The 24016-nt window shown below is 29.1% G+C and carries 25 protein-coding genes, 3 tRNA genes and 1 other RNA gene; 26 read left to right on the top strand and 3 right to left on the bottom strand.

Annotation, left to right across the window (positions count from 1 at the left end; genetic code table 11):
- Position 1 precedes the first annotated feature (1 nt).
- From mvaD to mvk, 3 genes are read left to right on the top strand one after another with little or no spacing between them, the layout of a single operon-like run.
- On the top strand, positions 2 to 940 hold the full coding sequence (mvaD, locus tag U881_RS0104185; RefSeq protein ID WP_024653362.1) for a diphosphomevalonate decarboxylase: 939 nt from the start codon (positions 2 to 4) through the stop codon (positions 938 to 940).
- A complete protein-coding gene (locus U881_RS0104180; protein WP_024653361.1) occupies positions 931 to 1872 on the top strand; it encodes a GHMP family kinase ATP-binding protein in 942 nt (313 codons plus the stop codon). Before mvaD ends, U881_RS0104180 begins: the two co-directional genes overlap by 10 nt.
- On the top strand, positions 1873 to 2766 hold the full coding sequence (gene mvk / locus U881_RS0104175; RefSeq protein ID WP_024653360.1) for a mevalonate kinase: 894 nt from the start codon (positions 1873 to 1875) through the stop codon (positions 2764 to 2766).
- A 121-nt stretch (positions 2767 to 2887) separates the two neighbouring features.
- Here the strand turns inward: mvk and U881_RS0104170 are convergent.
- Both U881_RS0104170 and U881_RS0104165 read right to left on the bottom strand, forming a co-directional pair.
- A tRNA-Val gene (locus U881_RS0104170) sits at positions 2888 to 2961 on the bottom strand.
- 32 nt (positions 2962 to 2993) lie between these two features.
- Complete coding sequence (locus tag U881_RS0104165) at positions 2994 to 3458, bottom strand: CAP domain-containing protein (protein WP_024653359.1); 465 nt, start codon at positions 3456 to 3458, stop codon at positions 2994 to 2996.
- Positions 3459 to 3527: 69 nt separating this feature from the next.
- Between U881_RS0104165 and U881_RS0104160 the strand changes: the two genes are divergently transcribed.
- From U881_RS0104160 to rnc, 14 genes are all read left to right on the top strand, one after another.
- Positions 3528 to 4049 (top strand): Dps family protein, encoded by a 522-nt coding sequence (locus tag U881_RS0104160; protein WP_024653358.1) that lies wholly within the window; start codon positions 3528 to 3530, stop codon positions 4047 to 4049.
- Positions 4050 to 4179: 130 nt separating this feature from the next.
- Positions 4180 to 6189 carry an elongation factor G gene (gene fusA / locus U881_RS0104155; protein ID WP_024653357.1) on the top strand — a complete coding sequence of 670 codons (2010 nt, stop codon included), beginning with the start codon at positions 4180 to 4182 and terminating at the stop codon, positions 6187 to 6189.
- 265 nt (positions 6190 to 6454) lie between these two features.
- Positions 6455 to 7663, top strand: a complete 1209-nt coding sequence (gene badR / locus U881_RS0104150) for a host adaptation transcriptional regulator BadR (RefSeq protein ID WP_024653356.1) — start codon at positions 6455 to 6457, stop codon at positions 7661 to 7663.
- 60 nt (positions 7664 to 7723) lie between these two features.
- Positions 7724 to 9073, top strand: a complete 1350-nt coding sequence (gene ffh, locus U881_RS0104145; protein ID WP_024653355.1) for a signal recognition particle protein — start codon at positions 7724 to 7726, stop codon at positions 9071 to 9073.
- Positions 9070 to 9321, top strand: a complete 252-nt coding sequence (rpsP, locus tag U881_RS0104140) for a 30S ribosomal protein S16 (RefSeq protein ID WP_024653354.1) — start codon at positions 9070 to 9072, stop codon at positions 9319 to 9321. The genes ffh and rpsP overlap by 4 nt, the downstream gene beginning before the upstream one ends.
- 9 nt (positions 9322 to 9330) lie before the next feature.
- On the top strand, positions 9331 to 9579 hold the full coding sequence (locus tag U881_RS0104135) for a KH domain-containing protein (protein WP_024653353.1): 249 nt from the start codon (positions 9331 to 9333) through the stop codon (positions 9577 to 9579).
- A 3-nt stretch (positions 9580 to 9582) separates the two neighbouring features.
- Entirely contained in the window at positions 9583 to 10083 is a 501-nt protein-coding gene (gene rimM / locus U881_RS0104130) for a ribosome maturation factor RimM (protein ID WP_024653352.1), read from the top strand.
- Complete coding sequence (gene trmD / locus U881_RS0104125) at positions 10080 to 10802, top strand: tRNA (guanosine(37)-N1)-methyltransferase TrmD (protein ID WP_024653351.1); 723 nt, start codon at positions 10080 to 10082, stop codon at positions 10800 to 10802. The genes rimM and trmD overlap by 4 nt, the downstream gene beginning before the upstream one ends.
- Entirely contained in the window at positions 10780 to 11142 is a 363-nt protein-coding gene (rplS, locus tag U881_RS0104120) for a 50S ribosomal protein L19 (protein ID WP_024653350.1), read from the top strand. Before trmD ends, rplS begins: the two co-directional genes overlap by 23 nt.
- Before the next feature lie 834 nt (positions 11143 to 11976).
- Positions 11977 to 12531 (top strand): hypothetical protein, encoded by a 555-nt coding sequence (locus U881_RS0104115; RefSeq protein WP_024653349.1) that lies wholly within the window; start codon positions 11977 to 11979, stop codon positions 12529 to 12531.
- Positions 12532 to 12550: 19 nt separating this feature from the next.
- Positions 12551 to 13048 carry a pantetheine-phosphate adenylyltransferase gene (coaD, locus tag U881_RS0104110; protein ID WP_024653348.1) on the top strand — a complete coding sequence of 166 codons (498 nt, stop codon included), beginning with the start codon at positions 12551 to 12553 and terminating at the stop codon, positions 13046 to 13048.
- A gap of 51 nt (positions 13049 to 13099) precedes the next feature.
- On the top strand, positions 13100 to 13282 hold the full coding sequence (gene rpmF, locus U881_RS0104105; protein ID WP_024653347.1) for a 50S ribosomal protein L32: 183 nt from the start codon (positions 13100 to 13102) through the stop codon (positions 13280 to 13282).
- A gap of 22 nt (positions 13283 to 13304) precedes the next feature.
- Positions 13305 to 13547, top strand: coding sequence for an acyl carrier protein (acpP, locus tag U881_RS0104100; RefSeq protein WP_024653346.1), 243 nt, complete (start codon positions 13305 to 13307; stop codon positions 13545 to 13547).
- Between the two features lie 5 nt (positions 13548 to 13552).
- Positions 13553 to 14284 (top strand): ribonuclease III, encoded by a 732-nt coding sequence (gene rnc / locus U881_RS0104095; RefSeq protein ID WP_024653345.1) that lies wholly within the window; start codon positions 13553 to 13555, stop codon positions 14282 to 14284.
- Here the strand turns inward: rnc and U881_RS0104090 are convergent.
- Positions 14256 to 15479 (bottom strand): CCA tRNA nucleotidyltransferase, encoded by a 1224-nt coding sequence (locus U881_RS0104090; RefSeq protein WP_024653344.1) that lies wholly within the window; start codon positions 15477 to 15479, stop codon positions 14256 to 14258. The genes rnc and U881_RS0104090 overlap by 29 nt on opposite strands.
- A gap of 123 nt (positions 15480 to 15602) precedes the next feature.
- On the opposite strand from U881_RS0104090, the gene U881_RS0104085 reads away from it, so the two are divergent.
- The 9 genes from U881_RS0104085 (at position 15603) to rnpB (ending at position 24003) form a co-directional block, all read left to right on the top strand.
- Entirely contained in the window at positions 15603 to 17372 is a 1770-nt protein-coding gene (locus tag U881_RS0104085) for a hypothetical protein (protein WP_024653343.1), read from the top strand.
- A 6-nt stretch (positions 17373 to 17378) separates the two neighbouring features.
- Entirely contained in the window at positions 17379 to 17699 is a 321-nt protein-coding gene (locus tag U881_RS13265; protein WP_024653342.1) for a hypothetical protein, read from the top strand.
- 70 nt (positions 17700 to 17769) lie between these two features.
- Positions 17770 to 17844 (top strand) — tRNA-Thr (locus U881_RS0104075).
- 4 nt (positions 17845 to 17848) lie between these two features.
- A tRNA-Tyr gene (locus U881_RS0104070) sits at positions 17849 to 17931 on the top strand.
- Positions 17932 to 18162: 231 nt separating this feature from the next.
- Positions 18163 to 19197 carry an endolytic transglycosylase MltG gene (gene mltG / locus U881_RS0104065; RefSeq protein ID WP_024653341.1) on the top strand — a complete coding sequence of 345 codons (1035 nt, stop codon included), beginning with the start codon at positions 18163 to 18165 and terminating at the stop codon, positions 19195 to 19197.
- Between the two features lie 6 nt (positions 19198 to 19203).
- Complete coding sequence (gene dnaG, locus U881_RS0104060; protein WP_024653340.1) at positions 19204 to 20976, top strand: DNA primase; 1773 nt, start codon at positions 19204 to 19206, stop codon at positions 20974 to 20976.
- Positions 20969 to 22861 carry an RNA polymerase sigma factor RpoD gene (gene rpoD / locus U881_RS0104055; RefSeq protein WP_024653339.1) on the top strand — a complete coding sequence of 631 codons (1893 nt, stop codon included), beginning with the start codon at positions 20969 to 20971 and terminating at the stop codon, positions 22859 to 22861. Before dnaG ends, rpoD begins: the two co-directional genes overlap by 8 nt.
- 14 nt (positions 22862 to 22875) lie before the next feature.
- A complete protein-coding gene (locus U881_RS0104050) occupies positions 22876 to 23634 on the top strand; it encodes a zinc ribbon domain-containing protein (RefSeq protein WP_024653338.1) in 759 nt (252 codons plus the stop codon).
- Between the two features lie 25 nt (positions 23635 to 23659).
- An RNA gene (rnpB, locus tag U881_RS11545) (RNase P RNA component class A) lies at positions 23660 to 24003 on the top strand.
- Positions 24004 to 24016: the final 13 nt, after the last annotated feature.

Below are 24016 nucleotides of genomic sequence, written 5' to 3'. Positions count from 1 at the left end.
TGTGAAGATTAGATGTAAAGTAAATCCTAGTCTTGCGTTGATTAAGTATTGGGGTAAGAGAGATAAATTTTTAAATATTCCTGCCACATCAAGTATTGCTGTTAGTATTGATAAATTTTATTCTTTAACTGAACTTGCATTGTCATCTAGAGATGAGATAATTTTAAATTCTAAATCAATTGTATTGCAAGATAGAGAAAAAAAGTTTTTTAATTATGCAAGAAAAATATTAAATAGGTCAAATGTTAAATTTAGGATAGTAAGTGAAAATAATTTTCCAACATCAGCAGGGCTTGCAAGTTCGAGTTCTGGTTTTGCATCTATTGCTGCTTGTATTTTAAAATATTTTGATCAATATTCTCATCAAAAAGCTTCAGAACTTGCAAGAATAGGTTCAGCTTCAGCAGCAAGAGCCATTTATGGTGGATTTACTTTGTTAAAAGATGGGGCTTTAAGAGCATTTAATTTGAGTGATTATAATTGCTTTAATGAATTATGTATCATATTTGCCATAGTTGATGAGCAAGAAAAAGAAATGTCTTCAAGAGCTGCTATGGAGCTTTGTAAGAAAGAAAAATTTTATTGGGATGCGTGGGTTAGATCTAGTCAAAACATATTTAGAGAGGCTTTATATTTTTTTTTGGTAGGAAATTTTAATGAGTTTGGTCTTAAGATTATCAAGAGTTATCAATGTATGTTTGCATTGATGTTATCATCTTCCATTGTCTATTTTCAAGATAGCACTATAAGTTTGATAAAATATATAGCTGATCTGAGAAGAGATGGTTATTCTGTTTTTGAAACTATGGATGCTGGTCCACAAGTTAAGGTGTTGTGTTTGAAAAAAGATCTAGCATTAATTTTGGATAAACTTACTAGCAATTTTAAGGATATTGATTTTATTGTTTCAGAGATTGGACGTGGTTTGGAATGGATGTGATAAATTTTTCAGTGCCCGGTAATTTGCTTTTAATGGGTGAATATTCTATTTTAGAAGAAGATGGTTTTGGCCTCTCAATTGCAATTAATGAGAGAGCTTATTTTTCTTTTAGACAAAGTGACGAATGGCGTTTTTTTGCTAAAAAAACTAAAATTGATGATTTTACTTTAATCGAAGACAATGATGATCTTGTTTTTAAAATGTTTAGGTATTTAAAGCATCGTTATTTCTTTACCTTAGAGGATCTTTCCTTTAATGTTTATATTGATACAAGTAACTTTTTTTTAAATAGTGGTGTTAAAAAAGGCTTTGGTTCAAGTGCTGTTGTTGCTGTTGGAATTATATGTGGAATCTATTTTATTTTCAATGGGGGTGAAAATTTTATTAAAGATAAAATTTTCATGTATTGTCTTGAAGCTTACAGATATGCTCAAGGAGGCATGGGTAGTGGATATGATATTGTTACAAGTCTTTTTGGTGGTGTCGTTATGTTTAGGGGAGGAAATTTCCCCAGCTATGAGCTTTTAGAGAAAATGAATTTTAATGATTTCTATTTAATGCAAGGTCCAAATTCAATTAAGACTACCAATGCCATTGTTAGATATAATGTGCATAGAGATTCTTTAATGAGTTTTATGAGAGATGTTAATATTGTAATGAAAAACATTGTTTTAAATGTGAGTAATTCTGCTAATTGTTTTCTATCCAGTTTAAAATTGGCAAGAAATATAGGATTGGAAATTGGAAATAGAATAGGCATTTCTGCTGAGTTACCTTTAAATCTTGCTTATCTTAAAGATGAGTGTACTTTGATTAAGGCTTTGGGTGCTGGGAATGAAACTTTTTTAGTCTATAATCCAAATTTTAAAGTTTTTAAACAATTTAATATTGAACCCTTAAATCTAGATTTAGATGGTGTTAAATTTTGTTAGATGTTTATAATAAAAAAAGCTTCTAAAATATTATTGTTAGGTGAACATAGTGCTGTTTATGGTTTTCCAGTAATTGGTGCTACTATGCCTTTTTATATGTACTTTGTTTATACTTTTTCTAACTCTTGGAGATATTTGGGAAGTTCTTCTTCAAAGATAGATGAAGTTATATCTTTTATTAGTAAAAAATTTAGTAAGGTTAGACCTATTGATTTTTTAATATTTTCTCAAATTCCAGTTGGGTTGGGCTTTGGTTCTTCTGCCAGTCTTAGTTTATGTTTTGCTGAATATATTTTATGTCATGATGAATATAGTAGTTGTGATAAGATTTTATTGGCAAAAGAAATTGAAAACATTTTTCATGGAAAATCTTCTGGTATGGATATTTTGCTTGTTGAGTTAAATGGAACTTTTTATTTGGAAAATAAAAATGGTGTTTTAAGTTATCAAAGAATAAAATTTTGTAATTTGTATTTTTTGGTTGGTGCTGTAAAAAGAGAATGTGATACAAGTAAAATAATATCTGATTTGAATTATAGGATTTCTATTGATAATAGCCAATTTGATGTTATTGAGAAACTTGGATATATTGCTGAGGATTCTTATAATGCTTTTAAGATGCAAGATATTGATTTGTTGGCAAATAATATTAATATTGCAGATAGTTGTTTACGTTCTTTGGGCTTGTCTTCAAATATGCTTGATTATGTAATAGCTAGGGGAAAAAAATTTAAGGCTATTGCTGGAAAATTGAGTGGTGCTGGTAGGGGTGGGGCCTTTATTTTGCTTTTTAAAGATAAAAATGAGGCCATATTGTGTTTAGAAAAATTAAATAGGGATTTAGAGCAAAATAATATTAATTTAGTGTTTAATCTTAGATTATTTGAGTGTTAACTTTTGGTGATTAAGAAGATTTTTTGACCAAATCATTTTCATAGAATACTTAGTTGTAAATTTTGGTTCTAATTACCAGAAAACTAGAGATTGTATTTTAAATTAACTTATAAAATAATTTTGGGTCCAGAGGGACTTGAACCCCCGACATCCTGCTTGTAAGGCAGGCGCTCTGGCCAGCTGAGCTATGAACCCTTTGATACCAATAGATATTATATAAGATAAGCTTAATTTGTGTCAAATTTTTTACATTTTTCCCCAAAAAGAACCACAAATATATTTTTGTTATCTTTTGTGCGTAGCACATATCCACCTATTTTGCTTGTATCTTTATTTATAAGAGCTTCTTTGTGTTTTGGACTTTGAAGCCATGCATCTTTTACATGTTGAACCTCTATTCCTGATGCTAGAATTTCTCTTATTCTGCAAAAATTTTTGTCGTATTTGCTTACTCGTTGCATAGGAGTTGTTCCAAAGAGTGTATGTGTTAATACGTTATTTTTGTCTAAATTTATTGCATATTCTTTTGCCACGGTTTCAAGAGTTGTATCCACTTCTAATTTTTTTAAATTTAAATTATTTCTGAACTGGTGGATGTCTAAGTAAAGAAAATTTAGTTCTTTATTGGTGCCTGTGAGTGCACATTGAGTTGTAAAAATTAAAATAATAATGTATAAACATTTTTTTTGCATAATGGACCTACTTGTACTAAAATAATACCATCATAACATATATTTGATTATCTTAGTTAGGAGAATGATATGGAAAATCATTTAAGTTATTTAAAAAAAGAAGATTCGGGTAAAATTCATTTGGCACTTCAGGAGTTGTTGGCAGGGTTACATGTTTTTTATGCTAATTTAAGAGGTATTCATTGGAATATTAAGGATATTAATTTTTTTGTGATACACAAAAAAACTGAAAAACTTTATGACTATGTTGGAGAGGTTATTGATATTATAGCTGAACGATCTAGAGCACTTGGATATGATTCTGAATTTAGATGTTCTGAATTTATGAAGAGGTCGTTTATTAAAGAAATTAGTTTAGATGTCAGTTCATCTCTTATACCTTCAATTAAGAGTATTGTTTGTAATTTAAATGATATTCTTCAAAATATGTCTAAGACAAGATACTTTATTAATACTACTTTTGATTATGGGACGGCTAATATTTTAGATGATCTTATTGTTTCTTTTGAAAAGTATTTATGGATGTATAAGTCTTTGTTGGGTGATTGTGCATCTGTGTCTGTGTCTGATTTGGAGGAATATTCTGTTTAAAAGTATTGATCTTATTTATGATAAAACAATTTAATGTTATTTTATATGTCTTAGTTAGTCGATAAATAATGATTAATTGAATAAAGCTATAGCAAGATCTATAGCTTTTATTATGGTGTTTGAGGGTTTTATGGAAATTAGAAATATTGGAATTATGGCACATATTGATGCTGGTAAGACTACTACTACAGAGAGAATTATATATTATACTGGTCGTACTCATAAAATAGGAGATGTTGATTCTGGCAATACTGTTACTGATTGGATGACCCAAGAACAAGATAGAGGCATTACAATTAGCTCTGCTGCTATTACTTGTTATTGGAAAAATTATCAGATAAATATTATTGATACTCCTGGACATGTTGATTTTACAGCTGAAGTTGAGAGATCTCTTCGTGTGCTTGATGGCGGTATTGTTGTGTTTAGTGCTGTTGATGGAATTCAGGCACAGACTGAAACAGTTTGGAAGCAGGCATCGAAGTATGGTATTCCAAGACTTGCTTATGTTAATAAAATGGATCGTGTGGGAGCTAATTTTTTTAAAGTAGTTGAGGATATAAAGATTAAGTTTGGCATAATGCCAATTGTTTTACAAATTCCAATTGGCAATGAGAGTGCATTTGAAGGCGTTATAGATGTTATTCGTAATAAAGAATTACATTTTGAATTTAAGGATGGAAAACCTATTGTTATTGAGGATATGGTTCGTGAGGAATTTGTTGAGACTGTTAAAACTTGTAGGGAAAATTTAATAGATTCTCTTAGTAATTTTAGTGAAGAGATCACTGAACTTTTTCTTGAAAATTCTGTTATTGATAATTTTGTCATAATGAAAGAGATTCGAAGATGTACTATTAGTGGTTTTGTTATTCCCGTTTTGATGGGTACTAGTCTTAAAAATATTGGCATAGAACCTCTAATAGATGCGATTGTGGATTATCTGCCAAATCCTTTTGAAAAAAAAATTAATATTCATTCTTTAAAAACAGATAGAAATATGTCAATTGATCTTGGAGAAGAGAAGAAATTGTCTGCACTTGTTTTTAAGGTTCAATATTTTAGTGTAATGGCTGCACATCTTTATTTTATTAGGGTATATTCAGGAGAACTTAATTCGTCAAAAAAAATTTTTAATGTTGTTAAAAATAAACGTGAAAAATTTACAAAGATTTTTCGTGTCTTTTCAAATAAAAATGAACAAATTGATGAGGTTAAGGCAGGTGATATTGGAGCAGTTATTGGACTTAAATATTCTGTAACGGGTGATACTCTTGTTGAAGAGGGAAATGAAATTGTTCTTGAGTCTTTGGTATTTCCAGAACCAGTTGTTTTAATGTCTATTGAACCAGAGAGAGCATCTGATGATGCTAGGCTTAAAGAAGTTCTTGAAATTATTGCCAAAGAAGATCCTACGTTTAGTTATAGGGAAGATAAAGAAACTGGACAATTGTTGATATCTGGTATGGGTGAGTTACATCTTGAGATTATTATTATGCGTATTAGAGATGATTTCAAACTTAATGTTTATACAGGAAAACCTCAAGTAAGCTATAGAGAAAGTTTAAGTGTAACGGTTGATGATGTGTTTGAATTTGTTAATATGTTTGCAGGTAAAGAGATTAATTTAAAAATAGGAATGATTTTAAGTCCTTTGGCAAGAGGTGAAGGGAATAAAATTGAATTTGAGTGTAATGTTGAGCCTTTGTTTAAATCTGCTATATGGAGAGGTATTACTTCTTCCTTTTCAAGTGGAATTATTGGGTATCCGATTATTGATACTGAAGTTAAGATTGTTTCTGTGGATTATGATAAAGCTAAGGTTGGCGAATCTGCTATGGAATCAATATCGGGGTTGGCATTTAATGAGTTTTTCAGAAGAGCAAATCCTATTAAGCTTGAACCTATCATGATGTTGGAAATCAGAACTCCTATTGAATATACAGGGGATGTTGTCTCTACTTTAAATTTTGTTGGTGGAATGATTCACTCTATTAGTAATGTTGATGATTATGAAATAATACGAGCTGAGGCGGCTTTTGAGAGACTTTTTGGGTATACTTCTGTTTTAAGAAGTTCTACTAAAGGTAGAGGGGTTTTTACTATGGAATTTCTATATTTTAGGGAAAAATCAGAATGATGTTTTTTTATATGTTTGAGTTTCTTTGCAAGTTTATTTTTTGTATTTTCTTAAATTTTAGAATGTCTTTTTTGTGGGTTATTTAGCTGAATTTCGTGTTTCAATCCTTTTCTGGATTATTTCAATAATTAAGAAATATGGAATATTTTTTATTCTTAAAAGATTGTGTTTTGTCTTTGTAAGTTCTACTAGAATATTAGGGTAATTTTTTGATATTATGTCTTATTATTAATATTTTTTTATTTTAAAAATAAAGGAGGCTTGTATGCAGGGTGAGAATATGGTTTCAATTAGAGGTGGTAATAGAAAAAAGATACTCCTTAGTTTAAAGAATATGCAGTATTCAAGGACTGATTTGGCTCGTAAATTATCATTAACAAATGCAGCTGTGACTATTCTTACTAATCATATGATCAAAGAGAATATTTTAGTTGAGGTTGGCTCAAAGGAATCAGACATTAAAAAACATGGGAGAAAAGAAATACTTCTTGATATTAACAAAGATTTTGCGTATTCAATGGGAGTTATTATTTCAAGTAATTATTTTCAGATAGGAATTGCCAATCTTAAATGCGAGGTTTTGATAAGTGAAACTTATTCTTTTGAACCTCCAGTTAGTGCTTATGATATCTTGGAAAAAATTAAAGATCATATGATTGAAATTATTTGGAAACATAATTTTTCAAGGGACAAATTTATTGGATTGGGATTTAGTATTACTGGAATAATTAAGGATAAGGAATCTGGTATTGTTAATGATAGTCATGGTGCATGGATTGAAAAAGATGTACCCGTTAAAGCTATATTAGAAGAGTATTTTTCTCTTACTGTATATCTTGAGAGTTATGTAAAAAACCTTTCTCTTGCTGAATTTATGGGTAGGAATGTAGATAATATCATGTTTTTTGATTATACAGATACCGCTGAGCTTTCTATTTGGTCTGATGGTAATGTTTATTCTGGTTTTAATAATAAATCTGGTATGGTTAGTCATATGGTGATCGATTATGGAGGTGAGAAAAATTGTCCTACATGCGGAAATAAGGGATGTGTTAATATGTTGATTTCTAATTTTGCACTTCAGCGTTTAATTGCAAAAGAGTTTATGAATGGGGAGATTCCTGAGCTTTATGATAAGTATGAGAGTAGGCTTAAGAAAGTTACAATATATGACATTTTTGCTCTCCATGATAAATATGATTTTATACATAAAATAATGGAAGATACGGTAAAATATTTGGCAATTGTAATTATTAATATCCAAAGGGTTCTTGATTTTAATTATTTAGTTCTTTATGGACAAAGTTTTAAACTTAAAGCTTTTTTTGATTTGCTTAAAGAGGAAATCAAGAGATTAAATAAAGAAAGTATAGTATTAAAACTTAGTTCTCTAGATACTGAAGTATCTGTTGTTGGACCTGCTTCTAGTGTTATTTTCAATAAATTTTATTTGACTGGGGGAGATATTGATTAATATTTTCTTTTTTTGTATTGTATACTTTGTAGGATTTTTAACAAAAGAAGGTAACTTTTAGTGTTTGATAATTTGAGTGCAGGCTTTAGAAATTTTGTAAAATATGTTTCTGGGAAAGCTGTTATAAATGAGAAGAATATTGAAACAGCCGTTGACACTATTAAGAATGCCTTAATTGAGGCCGATGTTAATTTAAGAGTTGTAAGGCGTTTTGTCAATTCTGTTGTGGAAGAGGCAAAAGGAATTAAAGTTTTAAGGGGTGTTGATCCTAAGTCTCAATTTATTAAAATTGTTAATGATAAGCTTGTAAATTTTCTTGGAGATAAGCATTATGAGCTTCTTTTAAATCCCGTTAATAAGTTATCATTCATTTTAATGCTTGGTCTTCAAGGTTCTGGCAAGACTACGACTTGTGCAAAGCTTGCTATGCGACTTAGATCAGAGAATCGTAAAGTTCTTCTTGTTGCAGCAGATACATTCAGAGCAGCAGCAGTTGAACAATTGAAGATTTTAGGTTCTCAAATTGGCATTTCTGTTTTTACTCTTGAGGGTGAGAGTGATCCTATTAAAGTTGTAAAAAGATCTATTGAATATGCGAAATTAGAACTCTTTGATACTGTGATAATAGATACTAGAGGGCGTCTTGAAGTTGAGGATTTATTGTTAAGAGAGATTGTAGATATTAAAAATATTGTGGTTCCTACTGAGACAATATTAGTTGCAGATGCAATGACAGGTCAGGTTGCTGCCAATATTGCGAAAAGATTTAATGAGAGTGTGGGAATTACGGGTGTAATTTTTACGAAGTTTGATTCTGATGCTAGAGGTGGTGCAATACTCTCACTTAAAACTATTTGCGGAGCTCCTATTAAGTTTGTTGGTGTTGGAGAGAAGCCTGAAGATCTTGATGTTTTCTATCCAAATAGGGTTGCTTCACGGATTCTTGGTATGGGCGATGTTGTTACTCTTGTAGAGAAAGCTCAAAGTATTATAGATAAGGAAGAAGCATTAAAGCTTGAGGAAAAAGTTAGAAAAGCTAGTTTTAATTTTGAAGATTATTTGAATCAATTTAGGTATATGCGTAGTATGGGTGGGGTTTCTAGTTTGGTGGGAATGATTCCTGGTATGTTATCAGAAATGCTTAATCATAATATTAATGAGAAAGAACTTAAAAGAGAAGAAGCGATTATACTTTCTATGACCAAAAAGGAAAGAATAAATCCTGTCATTTTAAATAATCCTTCAAGAAAGAAAAGAATAGCTTTGGGAAGTGGAACAACAATTTTTGAGGTAAATAAGCTTATTAAAAAATTTAGTCATCTGGTTTTAATGCTAAAAAAAATGAAAAATAAGAGCTTTCAAAACAAAATAGCATCTCTTTTTGGAGGTAAAGGAGGAATGGTAGATTGAGTGTTAGAATAAGATTAAAAAGGATGGGGGCAAAAAAGAGGCCTTATTATAGGATTGTAGTAATGGATTCTTCTTCGCCTAGAGATGGACGAGCTATTGAGGAGCTTGGATATTATCATCCTGTTGAGAGGCAAAATCAAGTCAAAATCAATAAGGATAAATTTCACGATTGGATAGGCAAAGGTGCTATTCCAAGTGATACGGTTAAGAGTATTTTAAATAAAAGTAACTTTAAAGTTGAGAATTAGGAGGAACTAATGAAAGAGTACGGTAGCGAAATTGAACTTATAGAATTTTTAGTAAAATCTCTTGTAGATAAAAAAGATGAGGTTAGATTAAATATAGTTGAAGGTGAGAAATCAACTATTCTTGAATTAAGAGTTTCTGCACATGATGTTGGAAAAATAATTGGAAAAAAAGGGCGCATTGCAAGGTCCATTAGGACGCTTCTTAGTGCTTGTGCTGCAAGAACAGATAGGAGAGTGCAATTAGAAATTTTGGACTAATTTATGTTTGTAAAAGGCATAATATTATCGTCTTATGGAATTAATGGATATGCTAAAATTAAAAGCATATCCAATGATGTTAATGATTTTTTTTGTTTGAAAGGTAATAATTTAGTTTTAAAAAAAAAAGATTGTTCTTCAATTGAGGTTACAGTTGAAGATATATCTTTGAAAAATAATTCTTTGTTATTAAAGTTTAGAGAATTTAGTGCACCTGAACCTATTAAGGATTTAATTGGTTTTGAATTGTGGGTAGGTAATGAATTTGCGTCTAAATTAGAGAAAGATGAATATTATTTTAGCGAGCTTATTGGGTATGAAATAGTCAATGATGGGGTAGCGTTGGGAGTTGTTGTATCTTTTTTTGAAGGTGTAAGATCAGTGTTGCTTGAAGTTAAAGTTGGCAATAAATCGTTTTTTGTTCCTTTTTTGGATGTGTATCTTGGAGATATTAATAGAGAATTTAAGACCATTGAGCTTAAGGTATTAGAACTTTTACAATGAAAATTACAATTCTCTCTTTATTTCCTTCAATCATTACTCCATTTTTTGAAAATTCAATAATGAAAAAAGTTGTAGATAAGGGTATTATAAGTTATGAAGTCATATCTATTCGTGACTTTTCTGAAGATAAAAATGGAAGATGTGATGATATTCCCTATGGCGGAGGCGCAGGTATGGTTTTGAAAGCGCAACCCATTGTTGATGTTCTTGAATATATAAATTCAAATTCAAAGACTACAATATTCGTAAGTCCGTCTGGATTAAAGTATACTCAAAAATTGGCTTATGACTTGTCAAAGAAAGATGAACTTGTTATAATTTGTGGGAGATATGAGGGGCTTGATCAGCGTGTAATTGATTTGTACGTTGATCTTGAAATTTCGGTTGGAGATTATGTATTATCTTCAGGTGAAGTTGCTGCTCTTGTCATAGTAGATAGTGTATATAGATTATTAGACGGTGTAATAAATCCTGATTCTTTATTTGAAGAATCCTTTAGTTTTGAGTATGGCTTACTTGAATATCCGCATTATACTAGGCCTTATGAATTTAGAGGATTAAAAGTTCCTGATGTGCTTTTATCAGGGCATCACGAAGAAATAAAAAAATGGCGATTTATTAAGTCAGTTGAAAAAACGAAAAAAAATAGATTTGATTTGTACCTTAAATATTTGGAAATGAGAGGAGAAAAAAATGGTGGATTTGATAAGCAAAATTGAAGCTAAAGGGAAGAGGGCAGAAAGTTTTGATTTTGGAGTAGGAGATACTATACGTGTTAGTTATAAGATAGTAGAAGGAACTAATGAGAGAATTCAAAATTTTGAGGGTCTTGTGATATCTATTAAGAATAAGGGAATAGGTCAAACCTTTTTGGTTAGAAAAATTTCTTCAGGAATTGGAGTTGAAAAAATTTTTCCAATGCATTCACCTATTATCGAAAGAGTGCGGGTTCTAAAGAGAGGGAAAGTAAGACGAGCTAAGCTTTATTATATGCGTGATAGAATTGGTAAGGCTGCTATGAAGGTAAAAGAACGTCTTGATGTTAAGAAATTTAAATAGTTAGTGTAATTTGAATTTCTTGTAAATAAATATTTTCCTTTAATTTTTCTTTAAGTGAGGAAAATAATTTTGAATGACAATGTTTAAGATGATTTAAAAATATTTGTGCTAGTTCATTTATAAAAAATGAATCTTTTTAAATTTTATTTTAGTTTTGTATGCTTGAGGCATGGAGAAAGCATAGTTTTTAAAAATTTATGATTATTTTGATGTTAAGATGAGACTGAAAAAGCATTGAAATGGACTATCAATTTTTATTGAAGATGATGGTATCTTATTATTTTTTTTCTTTTGGATTGATGCAAAAAATGGGCTTTTTGCTTTTGTTTTTTTGTAAAGATTAAAAGCCAACCTATTGAGTAGAGTTTTGTTTGTCTTTCCATGCAGAAGAAAAAATTATTTGTGATTTTAGTAAATCTTGCTTTATTTGTAAATTAAAAATATATTTTAGATTTTGATTTGTATAAAAATAATATTATAAGAGATTTTTAAAATTTTTTTATTTGTTATAATATAAGCGATGTAGGTGTATTAAATTCAGTTTAAGAATTTAAGGATTTTAATTGTGGATTAATTTTTGTAAAGGGTATTGATTATTTTTTGATGAAATGATACCACAGATTTTATCTGTTGTTTATGAATTTGGGAATAGTGAGTTATGAATGATAGACAAATTAATATTTGGTGCAATGCTTTGATTTTAAATTGTTTTATTACTAGGAAAAATGATAAGTATGATAGGTATTGCATTAAATTATGTAATTTTATAATTTACATTATTTGGAATATTTATTATTTGGAATATTTATTTGATCATCATTGAGGGAGTTAATATTGAAGGTAGGTAGAAGTGGAACTAATGGAAATAATTTGAATAGAAGAAATAGAGTTCCTTATTGGAAAATTAGGAAAACACGATCTGAGTCTAAGAAACAAAATACTGCGGTTTCAAGTAATGGTAATAATACTGGTAATAATAATAAATCTGTGATTGTTAATTCTAATGGTCAAAAAAATTATAAGGGTAATAGACATAAAGGCTCGGAAAAGGGGCAAAGGTCGCGTATAAAATTTAAAGAAGTATGTCCTATTTGTGATAAGCAGATTAGAGATATTCTGTCTTGTATGTCCATTAAATTTAATGGTGAAGATAAACCTATACATTTTGATTGTGCTATTGATAAGTTAAGATCTGAAAATAAGCTTTTAAAAAATAATGGTTTGGTATATAAGGGTGTTGGTAAATTTTTTGTTGTTGATAGGTCACTTAGAGGAGATAATTTGGCTTTTAAAATTATTAAGGAGATTGATTTTGAAAATTTGGAGAGTCGTCCTATTTGGCGACAAAAAATTCTTGATGGTATGAGTAAGGGTTTTAAGTTATCTTAAGTTATGAGAGATATTAATTATGAGAGTGGCATTATTTCCTGGTTCATTTGATCCTATTACATGGGGACATATTGATTTAGTAAAAAGGGCATCATTTATTTTTGATAAAATAGTTGTTCTTGTTGCTAATAATAGTACCAAGAATTATTTGCTTAGCGATATTGAGAGATATGAACTTACTTTTGAGGTTATTATGTCTTTAGGATGGGAAAAAATTTCTGTAGATAGATACGATGGCATTGTTTTAGATTATGCTTTAAAGAATAATATTGGTTTTATTGTAAGAGGTGTTAGAGCTTTTCATGATTTTGAATTTGAATTTGAGAGATATGTTGTTAATAATAAGCTTAACTCTTCAATAGATACGATATTTTTACCAAGTAGTGATAAATACTTGTTTGTAAGATCAGATCTTGTTAAAGAGTTGATAAAAAATAAAAATTTTGACCTTTCAAATTTTATTCCAGAGTTAGTACAAAAAAAGTTGAAATCTAAATTTGTTGACAAATTATCTTAATAATATATATATTATTAGGATACGTTTGTTTATGTTTAAGGAGACAAGGATATGGCTGTTCCAAAATTTAAGCCTTCAAAGTCTAGAAGTAGGACAAGGCGCAGTGTGAATATGAGGAAAAAAATCCCTCAATTCCAGGAATGTTCAAATTGTGGTAATCTTGCAATAAGGCACAGAATATGTGCAAAATGTGGTTATTATCGAGATATTCAATATTTAGAATTAGGATTGTAATTTGAACGAGGAATGTTTGTTTATGGATCAAAATGAGATTTTTAAAAAAGTTAGGTCTATTATATCCGAGCAACTTGACAAGAGAGAGGATGAGATTACTATGGAATCTAGGTTTGTTGAAGATCTTGGTGCAGACAGTCTGGATATTTATGAGCTTTTATATTTGCTTGAAGAAGCATTTGATGATAAAATCCCAGAAAATGAAGCTAGTGAATTTGAGACTATAGGTGATGTTGTTGCCTTTATTGAGAAAAAAAAGGGTTAAATATAATGGGTTCTTCAATGATGAAGTTGGATGTGGATAGAAAACGGAAACTAGATGAGTTCTTAGCGGGTTTACATATTGATTTTAATGACATTGATTTATTAAATATGTCTTTAAGTCATTCATCATATGCAAATGAGTTTGATCAGAAATATGCTAATAATGAAAGATTGGAGTTTTTAGGAGATTCTGTTCTTAATCTTATTATTACAGACTATTTGTATAAATTTTATCCTGATAAGAGTGAAGGTGAACTTAGTAAGGCCAGGTCTTATATTGTTAGCGAAGATTCTCTCTCTAGTATTGCTCGAGAACTTAACCTTGGTAATTATATTTTACTTGGTAGAGGCGAAGAAAATAATGATGGACGTAATAAGAAGGGTATTCTTGCAGATGCTATTGAAGCCTTTGTTGGTGCACTTTATCTTGATGGGGGCTTTTTAAAAGCCTCTACTTTCGTGGTAGAACTTTTTGAAGTACATATAAGATTGATGTTTAATCGTGGTGATTTTAAAGATTATAAAAGTCTTTTGCAAGAATATGTTCAAAAGAAATATAAAATTTCACCAAGTTATAAGTTGGCTAAAGAGTTAGGACCTGATCATAATAAGATTTTTTGTGTTGAACTTTATGTTAATGATAAATTTATATCTAATGGAAAAGGAAAGTCTAAAAAGGAAGCTGAAATGATAGCAGCTGAAATGGCACTTAAAAATATTGCAAATATTGCTCTTTAATTTTTTGAATCAAGATCTCCTTTTTGTTTAATTTGGGATTCATTAGTACTTCTTGAAGTAAATTGTTTAAGATTTGTCCAATATCTTTGTTGTTTTTTAATTTAAGTTCTTTAATATCATTTCCATTTATCTGCAATTCTTTTAAGGATAATGGGTCGTTTAATAATTTATTTCTTTTAATTTTATTTGTTATAAATTTAAGCTTGTTGTCTTTTCCTCTAAGAGCTTTATATATATCAAATATTTCTCTATAATTTTCTCTGGTGGCTTTGTTTAATAGGATTCTAATATTATGCAATTTTTTTGATTCGATAGTGTAAATTTCCTTAATAATTTTTTTATAAAATAGTATTAGCTTAATGTCTTTATTTGAAAATTTAAGTAATTTTAGATTCTGTTTTAAATCTACAATATTTTGTTTAATTGTAAAAATAACTATTGCTTTTAAATAAAATTTATTTCTATCTAAAAGATTAATTTTTTTTATCAATTTTTTGTTGATTTCTATATTGAAAAAATATCTGAAAAAATTTATTTTTTGTAAATATTTAATCCCCTTTATTGGATTTTTTCCCTCTAAAAGCTTAATAAATTCATTATTTATCCTTTCTTTTGAAAGAAGTAAAATATTGTCTTTTTTATACTTCATTGAAATTAATGTATTTTTTTCAATTGTAAAATCAAGTGTGGATGCAAATCTTGCAGCTCTTAGAATTCTAAGAGCATCTTCTTCAAATCTTTTATTTGGATTTCCTATACATCTTATTACCTTTTTATGAAGGTCTTGTTTGCCGTTATGGTAATCTATTATTTCAAAGTTCAGTGTATTCATTGCGATTGCATTTATTGTAAAATCTCTCCTTTTTAAGTCTTCATTTAGGCTTTTTGTAAATTGTATTTGTTTAGGAGATCTTTTATTTTCATAATTTATGTCTATTCTATAAGTTGTAATTTCAAAAATTTTTTTATTAAAAATTATACTTATTGTTCCATGCTTTATCCCCGTTTGTATATTTTTTGGAAATAATTTCATTATTTCTTTTGGGGTTGCATTTGTTGTAAAATCAAAATCATAAGGTCTTTTCTTAAGAAGTAAGTCTCTTAATGCGCCTCCTACAAGGAAAAACTCATAGTTATTATTGCTAAAAATTTTACTAATTTTTATTATATCTTTAGTATTATTGCCTAGATTCATATAGAAATATATTATAGTTGAAATATTATTTTTTCTAAGGTTGGGATAAGGTTTTAGTTTATTATTAAATATCATAAAATAATATTTATTCGATTTATATTAAACATTTATAAATGGGGTTTTATGGGCAAGAGTAGTGTTAGTGTATATGATTCTATTGATAAACTTTCAAAGGATTCAAGAACTAAATTAATAAGAGAAATTAAAAAAAATTTAAGTTTAAATTCTTCGATATTGTCTTCAAATAATTCTAATTATTTAGATTCAGAATCTGATGTGCAGGTTGATGATTTTCTTTCTAATAAATTTATGGAAGAGTCATTTTGGATAAGGATATGGATATATCTTTTGAGTTTTTTTCAGAGAGATCGGACTAAGGAAGATATTTATAAAATACATCTTCTAAAAAAATTAGAGCGACGTGTTAATCGTATGTACAGAAATTCTGTCATAGATTTAACAAAAGGTTATCTACGAGTAGGTTTTGTAGAAATGTTTTTTGAATTTTATTCTTATGTGGTGAAGCTTAAAGGATATTTTAGGATGTTAGAGGCAGATAATATTGTTGAACAGGCAATGTTGGAGATTATTCAGGGTAACATACCTAATTCTCAGTGCAAGATGGAAGATTTTTTAGAACATGAAGAATATGAACAATTTGTAAAAAAAGATAAAACTCAAAAAGAGTTGGACGAGATTATTAAGGTAAAAATTAGTAATTATATTAATTCAATACCTTCGCAAGTTTATGGAATTGTAGAGGATATGTTTGATTTTTTTTATATTTTACATGGTGTTGCCTTTTTTCCTTATAAATCTTTTTTTGCTTTCTTTAATGTTGAACTTTTAGATGATAAGGATAGTTTTGATATTTCTGATCTTGATGCGACAGTGAGTGCTAGTTTTGAAAGTGTTGATAAATATTTTAAGTGTTTTTGTGAAATTTTGTACACATTGAAAGAGATTTTAATAAATGAAGAGGTATTAAAAATTATTATTAAAAATTATTTTTTAATAGCGAAATCAAATGAAAATGGCGTTTTAAGTGAAGAGAGTCTTGTTGAGGTTGATTCTATATTTAAAAATGTTTCAAGTATTATGACAGGAATTATTGATTTATCAAAAACTTTACCTTATTTAGATGTTTTTAAAATTTATTATGAAAATCCTGTGTTAAGACCTAAAAAATATATTCCTTATTTTGATGTTAGAAGTTTTTATGAGAATATTTTATTTTTAAATGTTAGTGAACAGCTTGTTGAAAACTATTCTAAATCTGTAACTTCTATGGCAACTAAGGAACTTAAAAGTTTAATTGAAAATTATAGTGTCATTATGAATTTAGATAAAATAATTTTTCAAGGACTAGATCTTGAATATTCAGTTTTAAAAAAATTTTATTTTATGAATGAATTTTTTAAATGCATTTATGATGTAAGAATAATTGATGTATTTAAAACCGTAAACAATGTGGTACTTGCCCATAATACCGATTTACGAAGTGCATATATTAAGCTTGAGAAAGATATCAGTGTGTTAAGAAAAGAGATTTATGACTTGTATTTTGAACTTAATTATAAAAATGAAGAGTATGCAAGCTATAATAGGGAAGATTATATCGGTTATGATTCTTACAAAGATAAAATTTTTGAATGGTGTTTAAAAGAGACTGAGACGATTAAAAGGTTGGTTTTTAATTTTATGGGTTATTTTGTTGATCTTAAAGAAAAATATATTTCTATTTTGGACAATAATAGTGCTTTTATACAAAGTGCTCTTAATGTTTTTAGCAAGTTGTCTCCGGAAGATAATGTAAAAATTACTTTGAGTTATGTTATCAGTAATATATTGCTTATAATTAAGCAATCGCTTTTTATAATTGAAAATTTATAATTCATTATGAAAAATTCTAATTTAAATGATTTGATACAGTTATTTTCAATTCTTATTCGGGCTTTGGTAATAGTTTTATTTCTTAATTCTATACTTAGTTTTTTTATGTTTTTAGCTGGTGCTTATAATATTTTTATGCATTCTTTTCAGAAATTTTCACTTGAATTGACGATTGTATTAAGTTCGGTTTCCTTTTGTCTTGAAATTACCCGAATAATTTTTTTTTATGTATTTAGAGGACGAAGAATTAAACATTGTTTCATTTTAATTCTTAGTTTTATTATTTGTTTTTTTGCGTTTTTTGTGAAGGTTTTTCTTGAGAGATAATTTATTTATTTTAAACTTGCTATTGACTAATGTATTTTATTTTTATAAACTAACCATTAGCTTTTATTATGCCGACTTAGCTCAGTTGGTCTAGAGCAGCGGTCTTGTAAACCGCAGGTCGTCGGTTCGAATCCGACAGTCGGCTTTATGGGGCGGTACCGAAGTGGCTAACCGGAGCAGACTGTAAATCTGTTGGCATTTGCCTACGTGGGTTCGAATCCCACCCTCCCCATTTTAAAGGTTGTATGATTTATTTTAATGTTTTATAAGATGTGATTTTGTTGTGTAGAATATAGCCTTAATGTAAAGTTATTGTAGTTTAGAAATATTTTAGTATTTGTTATGCTTAACTTTTAGTTAACACTTTTAAGTTATATTTTGTAGGATAAAGTGTTTTTTCGTTTTTGTTTAGTTGGGAATATGTGGGCTTGATTTTCTTCTTGAAAAGAGATTTTGGATTCTTATGGTAATAAAAAATTTTTTTATTTCCCTTATTATGTTGTTTTTTTTGTTATTCTTTTTTTTATTTTTTTTATATTTTATAAATTCTTCTCCTCTTAAATCTGGTTTAGTATATGAATTTGAGGTTCAAAAGGGATGGAGAGTTAAGAAAATTGCTTGGGAACTTAAGAAAAAGGGTTTAATTAGATCTGGTAATTTATTGATAGCCATTTCTTATCTTTTTGGTAGTGATAAAAATTTTAGGGAAGGTAAATATTTAATTAGTGGTCATTGGTCAACTTTTGATGTTTATAAAGAATTTTTAAAAGGAAGGCCCATACTACCTATTAGTATTACTATACCTGAAGGATATACTGGTAGAAGGATAGCTATAAAGCTTCATGAATTAGGTATTATTAGTGATGTGCAAAGTTTCGTTGATTTAATAAATGATGTCAAATTTGTTGGGGAACTTGGACTTGATTATGATTCTGTTGAAGGATTTTTATTTCCAGATACTTATAAATTTTATAAAGGTATGGATATGAAGGAGATAATTCGGATTTTTGTTAGCAATTTTTTTAGTAAACTTGATTCTATTGGTATAGATTATAAATCTTATTCTAGTAAAGAGCTTTATGATAAAGTTATTATTGCATCTATTGTTGAACGTGAGTATCGAGTTAAAAAGGAAGCGTCAATAATGGCATCTGTATTTTATAATAGAGTGAAATCTAATATGGCATTACAGTCTTGTGCTACAATTGAGTATATTATTACTGAAGAATTAAAGAAACCTCATCCTACAAGGATTTATTTTTCAGATTTGAAAATTGATTCTCAATATAATACTTATATTAATAAAGGTTATCCTCCAGGTCCTATTGCTAATGCTGGGATTATATCTTTAAATGCAGCCTTTTTTCCAGATAATACAAATTATTTGTTTTTTGTTGTCAAGGATCCTAAAGTTGGAACACATAAATTTTCTTCAGCTTACAGTGATCATCTCTTAGCTGCAAATAAGTATATTCGTAATTTTATTACTAAGGATTAAAGAGATATGGAATATGCTAGAATCATAGGTTTAGTTAAACAAAGAATAGATATTGTTGCTTTAGTTGGCGAACATATTAACTTGGTTAAAGCGGGAGCTTTTTATAAAGGTCTTTGTCCTTTTCATGCTGAGAGGACACCTTCTTTTACTATAACTCCTTCTCAGGGAATTTTTTACTGTTTTGGCTGTAAAAAAGGTGGAGATGTTATTAAATTTTTAATGGATATTGAAAAGCTTAATTATAATGATGCTGTTAAGTATTTATGCGCTAGAATAGGGATTAAATGTGAGAATTTCAAAGAAGATATGGAAACTAAAAGCAAAACCCATGACAGAGAAATAATTTCAGAAATATATGGTTTGAATGCTAAGTTAATTAAAGTTTTTGTGTTTTTTTTAAATAATAATCAAAAAATTTTGAATTATATTTTGCAAGAGAGAGGGATATCTAGAAATATTATTGATTTGTTTAATGTTGGTTATTTGCCGTGTGATGTTACAGGAAAGTTAGGTTTTTATGATTTTTTGATATCAAAAGGATATTCTGATGATATTTTAAGCAAGAGTGGTCTATTTTCAAACAGGAAACAGAAATTTTCGATTTTAGCTGGGAGATTGATTTTTCCAATAAGAGATTTTAAAGGAAATGTGGTGGGATTTGGAGGTAGAAGTTTAACTAAGGATAAGGGACCTAAATATATTAATTTGAGTGAAACAAAAGTTTTTAGAAAAAGAGAGTTGCTTTATGGGTTTTATGAAGGCCTTTCTATGATTAGGGAAAGTAAATCTGTCATTTTAACAGAAGGATATATAGATGTTCTTGCATTTTTTACGGCTGGTGTAAGGACAGCTGTGTCTACGCTTGGAACGACTTTTTCTAGAGAACATCTTGCTTTAATTAAGAGATATGCAAATAGAATAGTAATATGTTTTGATGATGATTCTGCTGGACTTTTGGCTACCTTTAAGGCATATCAAATCTGTTTACCTTTTAATATTGATGTGAGTGTAATCAAGATGCAGTATGGGACTGATCCTGCGGATGTTTTAAAAAATAAAGGTACTATTGCTTTAAATAATATGGTTAATAATAGTTGTGAAGCTTTTGAATATCTTCTGGAAAAATATTCAACTAAATATGATTTAAGTAAGACAACAGATTTCAACAATATGATTAGTTTGTTTATAAATTTGATAGGTCTATCAAGTACTAATACCCAAAGAGATCTTCTATTGTCAAAACTTGAGAGTAGGGTGGGTGTTAAGTTGGAAACTTTAAGGGAAGATTATTATAGTATGAGAGAAAAGAATGCGATTTCTAGTTATAAAAAGAGTGCATATTCTTATGAGGTAAATACCTATGAGAGATATTTATTAGTTGCCTTATTGAAAGACTTTAATTATTTTACTATAATAAGGCGTAATATTATTGATAGTGACTTGTATGATGTTGATGTAAAAAAAATTTTTGTATGCTTTGAAGATTTGTTTGAAAACAATGAGAAATTTTCATTGCTTAATTTAAAAGAATTATTAAAAAGTAAATATTGTGTTAGCGAAATTTTTTTTGAAAATATGTTACGAGTAGAGTTTGAAGTGGATGATGAGATGGTTAAGCAAATTGTATTTGCTATTAAAAAGAGAAAAATAGAAAATCGAATTTTGGCGTTTAAGGAAATGAGCAAAAATTATGTTTCGCTAGATGCTAAAGCCCAAATAAGAGAATTGATGTTTTTAAATATGCAAAGAGCAAATCTGAGGATATATTTGAATGAATAATATAGATAGTAAAGACTTGCAGGCTTTTAAAAGAAAAAATTCAAAATTAGTAAAGACCATATTAAATTATTTGGGAGATAAAAAGGAAATTACTTTTGAAGATTTATCCACTTTTTTATCAGGAAATATGTTAGAACCTGATAATATTGATTATGTTTATGGAATTCTTGAACATGAGGGAATAAATTTGATTAATGAAAAAATGGATACCGATGCTTCTGAGGGTGATGAGCTTGATGATGCAAACAAACTTGATAGTCAATGTATGGTACTAGACGATGCTATTCAGGTTGATGATGATCTTGATGATAAATTAGATGATTTTGATGATGAGACTTTAGAAAAAGAAGATTATAATGCGGGATATATCAAGAGTGGTTTATTAAAAGATGGTAATTCTGAAGATCCAATAAGGCTTTATTTAAAGGAAATAGGAAAGGAATTTTTATTAACTGGAAATCAAGAAGTAGAGCTTGCAAAGCAGATGGATTCTGGCGAGAGTATTATTGAAAATATTCTTAAAAATGAAGGATTAGTTATAGAAAATTATTATAATTTAGTTAATGCTATTTATTCAAGAGTGGATAAGGAAGAGTTTTTCAAAAAAGAGCGAGAAAGAGAGAAAGATAATAATTTCGATTATTATAACAAAAAAAAAAGAATTACTTCCTTTTATAAATCTTTATTAAAGCCATTTCAGGATCGTTTGGTCAAATATGTTGAGAGAAAGCATGAATTATATGAACTTGGTGAGGATATTTTTGAAGAAAGTATTACTAATGAGAGATTGCAAATAAAAGAGCAGCTTAAATCGGTTCCTTTATATCAAGAAGAATTGCGTTTGTTTTCGGATGATTATATTGATTCTGCTAGCAAGATAAAAGATTTAAAGAGACAGCAAAAATCCATATTAGATAGATTAAAAATAGATAAGGTGCGGAACCTTAGAATTCTTGGAAGAGATTTGGCTATTCCTGAAAGGAGAGAGAGAATAGAAAAAGCCTTAAATATTAGGGAAGATTTGATTAAAGAACAAATTACAGAAGCACAGCTTGCTCAAAAGGAACTTGAAAGGATTGAGATGTATTATGAATATCCAATGGATAAGATAATAAGTATGTCAGAAGAAATCCTTAAGGGTAAACAAATGATGCAACATGCAAAGGATCAGTTAATTAAAGCTAACTTAAGGCTTGTGGTAAGTATTGCTAAAAAGTATGCCAATCGTGGTTTGCATTTTTTTGATCTTGTGCAAGAGGGTAATATTGGCCTTATTAAAGCAGTTGAAAAGTTTGAATATAAGAGAGGATTTAAGTTTTCTACTTATGCTACATGGTGGATTCGTCAGGCAATAACGAGGTCAATATCAGATCAGGCGCGTACCATTCGTGTGCCTGTACATATGATTGAACAGATAAATAGACTTAATAGAGAAACAAGATATTTAATTCAGGTTTTAGGTAAAGATCCAACAGATGAAGAGTTATCAATGAGGCTTGGTTGGGATCTTAAAAAAGTAAAGATTGTCAAAAATGTTTCAAGAGAACCAGTTTCGCTTGAAACACCAATTGGGGAAGAAGAGGATTCTGTGCTTAGTGATTTTATTGAAGATAAGGCTATCAAAAATCCTGCAAAGCATACATCTTTTGTTGTGTTGCAAGATCAAATAAGAGCCGTTCTTGGGACTTTGCCAGAAAGAGAGCAGGAAGTTGTTAAGATGAGGTTTGGTCTTGAAGATGGATATTCTTTAACTCTTGAAGAAGTTGGATTGCATTTTAATGTTACAAGAGAGAGAATTAGACAGATTGAATCTAAAGCCTTAAGAAGACTGAAAAATCCCAAAAAAACTCAAAGACTTAAAGATTATTTGGAGGATTTAAATTGAATAAGGAGGGCTTCATGGAAAGTAATATTGATATACTGAAAAATCTTGAAAGTATATATAAAGCTAGATTTGAGCTTGAGGAGAGACAAAGAAATATTCCTAAATATTTGCAAACTAAAAAGGCACAAATTGATGGACTTGTTGAGGCTTTTGCCGAATTGCAATTGCGATTTAAAGAATATCAAAAAGAGGATGCGTCATTAAAATTGGATATTCAGGATATTAATGTAAGAAAGAGTAAGGCGGAAGAAAAGATTGATAGTATAAAAACTCAGAGGGAGTATGAGGCTCTTGAAAAGGAGTTACAGACCATTATTGATGATGAGGTTTCTATTAGAAAAAAAATGACACACATTACTGGTCTTAAGACAAAAGTAGACAGGGAAATAGCAGATGTTAAGGGTAAACTTGAGATTGAACAGGATATTTATGCTACTGAGAGTAATGATCTTGAAAATGAGCTTTCAGAAATTGTAAAAAGGCTTGATTCTATAAAAAATGAAGAAAAAAAATATTCTTCCCGTATGGATGAGGACTTTTTATTTAAATTTCAAAGAATTATTAGAAATAAATCTAATGGAGTTGTGCCTTTAATTGAAAATGTTTGTAAGGGTTGTCATATGATACTTCCTGTGGAATTTGCAAATAAGGTAAGACGTGAACCAGATGATATTAAGTTTTGTCCTTATTGTAGTAGAATACTTTATTATCAAGATAAGTTTGAAGTTGGTTTGGAAATGGTTCCTGGTGGTTTGGCAGATCTCATAGACTAGTGTTTTTTTTATATATGTTTTTAAAGTTGATATCCAGTCATCGCTCAATATACTTTAAGTACATTGAGAGGAAAGTCCGGGCTCCAATAAGAGCGTAATGCTAGGTAATGCCTAGGAGTTTTAAGACTTAAGAGAGTGTCGCAGAAAATTACCGCCTTAGGGTAAGGGTGAAAAGGTGAGGTAAGAGCTCACCGCTTATTTAGTGATAAATAAGGTCAAGATAAACCTCATTAGGAGCAAAATCAAATAAACAAGTTTCCTTAGCTCTTGAGGATGTGCTTGTGGGTGGATTGCATGATTTTTTCAGTGATGAAAAAGTAAGATAGATGATGACATAATACAGAACTCGGCTTATGGATATCAACTTAAATTTTTTTTAGAG

It is taken from the genome of Borrelia persica No12, assembly GCF_000500045.1.
GTDB classification, from domain to species: domain Bacteria; phylum Spirochaetota; class Spirochaetia; order Borreliales; family Borreliaceae; genus Borrelia; species Borrelia persica.
The sequence above is the reverse complement of the archived record's forward strand: the minus strand, read 5'-3'. Positions and strand labels throughout refer to the sequence as shown.

Coding starts and splice junctions, on each gene's coding strand:
- mltG (WP_024653341.1), top strand. CDS start 18,163: ATGGTAATAAAAAATTTTTTTATTTCCCTTATTATGTTGTTTTTTTTG.
- U881_RS0104160 (WP_024653358.1), top strand. CDS start 3,528: ATGGAAAATCATTTAAGTTATTTAAAAAAAGAAGATTCGGGTAAAATT.
- U881_RS0104165 (WP_024653359.1), bottom strand. CDS start 3,458: ATGCAAAAAAAATGTTTATACATTATTATTTTAATTTTTACAACTCAA.
- rimM (WP_024653352.1), top strand. CDS start 9,583: ATGTTTGTAAAAGGCATAATATTATCGTCTTATGGAATTAATGGATAT.
- rnc (WP_024653345.1), top strand. CDS start 13,553: ATGGGTTCTTCAATGATGAAGTTGGATGTGGATAGAAAACGGAAACTA.
- U881_RS0104085 (WP_024653343.1), top strand. CDS start 15,603: ATGGGCAAGAGTAGTGTTAGTGTATATGATTCTATTGATAAACTTTCA.
- U881_RS0104050 (WP_024653338.1), top strand. CDS start 22,876: ATGGAAAGTAATATTGATATACTGAAAAATCTTGAAAGTATATATAAA.
- coaD (WP_024653348.1), top strand. CDS start 12,551: ATGAGAGTGGCATTATTTCCTGGTTCATTTGATCCTATTACATGGGGA.
- U881_RS0104180 (WP_024653361.1), top strand. CDS start 931: ATGGATGTGATAAATTTTTCAGTGCCCGGTAATTTGCTTTTAATGGGT.
- rpoD (WP_024653339.1), top strand. CDS start 20,969: ATGAATAATATAGATAGTAAAGACTTGCAGGCTTTTAAAAGAAAAAAT.
- rpmF (WP_024653347.1), top strand. CDS start 13,100: ATGGCTGTTCCAAAATTTAAGCCTTCAAAGTCTAGAAGTAGGACAAGG.
- U881_RS0104135 (WP_024653353.1), top strand. CDS start 9,331: ATGAAAGAGTACGGTAGCGAAATTGAACTTATAGAATTTTTAGTAAAA.
- mvk (WP_024653360.1), top strand. CDS start 1,873: ATGTTTATAATAAAAAAAGCTTCTAAAATATTATTGTTAGGTGAACAT.
- U881_RS0104090 (WP_024653344.1), bottom strand. CDS start 15,479: ATGAATCTAGGCAATAATACTAAAGATATAATAAAAATTAGTAAAATT.
- dnaG (WP_024653340.1), top strand. CDS start 19,204: ATGGAATATGCTAGAATCATAGGTTTAGTTAAACAAAGAATAGATATT.
- trmD (WP_024653351.1), top strand. CDS start 10,080: ATGAAAATTACAATTCTCTCTTTATTTCCTTCAATCATTACTCCATTT.
- fusA (WP_024653357.1), top strand. CDS start 4,180: ATGGAAATTAGAAATATTGGAATTATGGCACATATTGATGCTGGTAAG.
- acpP (WP_024653346.1), top strand. CDS start 13,305: ATGGATCAAAATGAGATTTTTAAAAAAGTTAGGTCTATTATATCCGAG.
- U881_RS13265 (WP_024653342.1), top strand. CDS start 17,379: ATGAAAAATTCTAATTTAAATGATTTGATACAGTTATTTTCAATTCTT.
- badR (WP_024653356.1), top strand. CDS start 6,455: ATGCAGGGTGAGAATATGGTTTCAATTAGAGGTGGTAATAGAAAAAAG.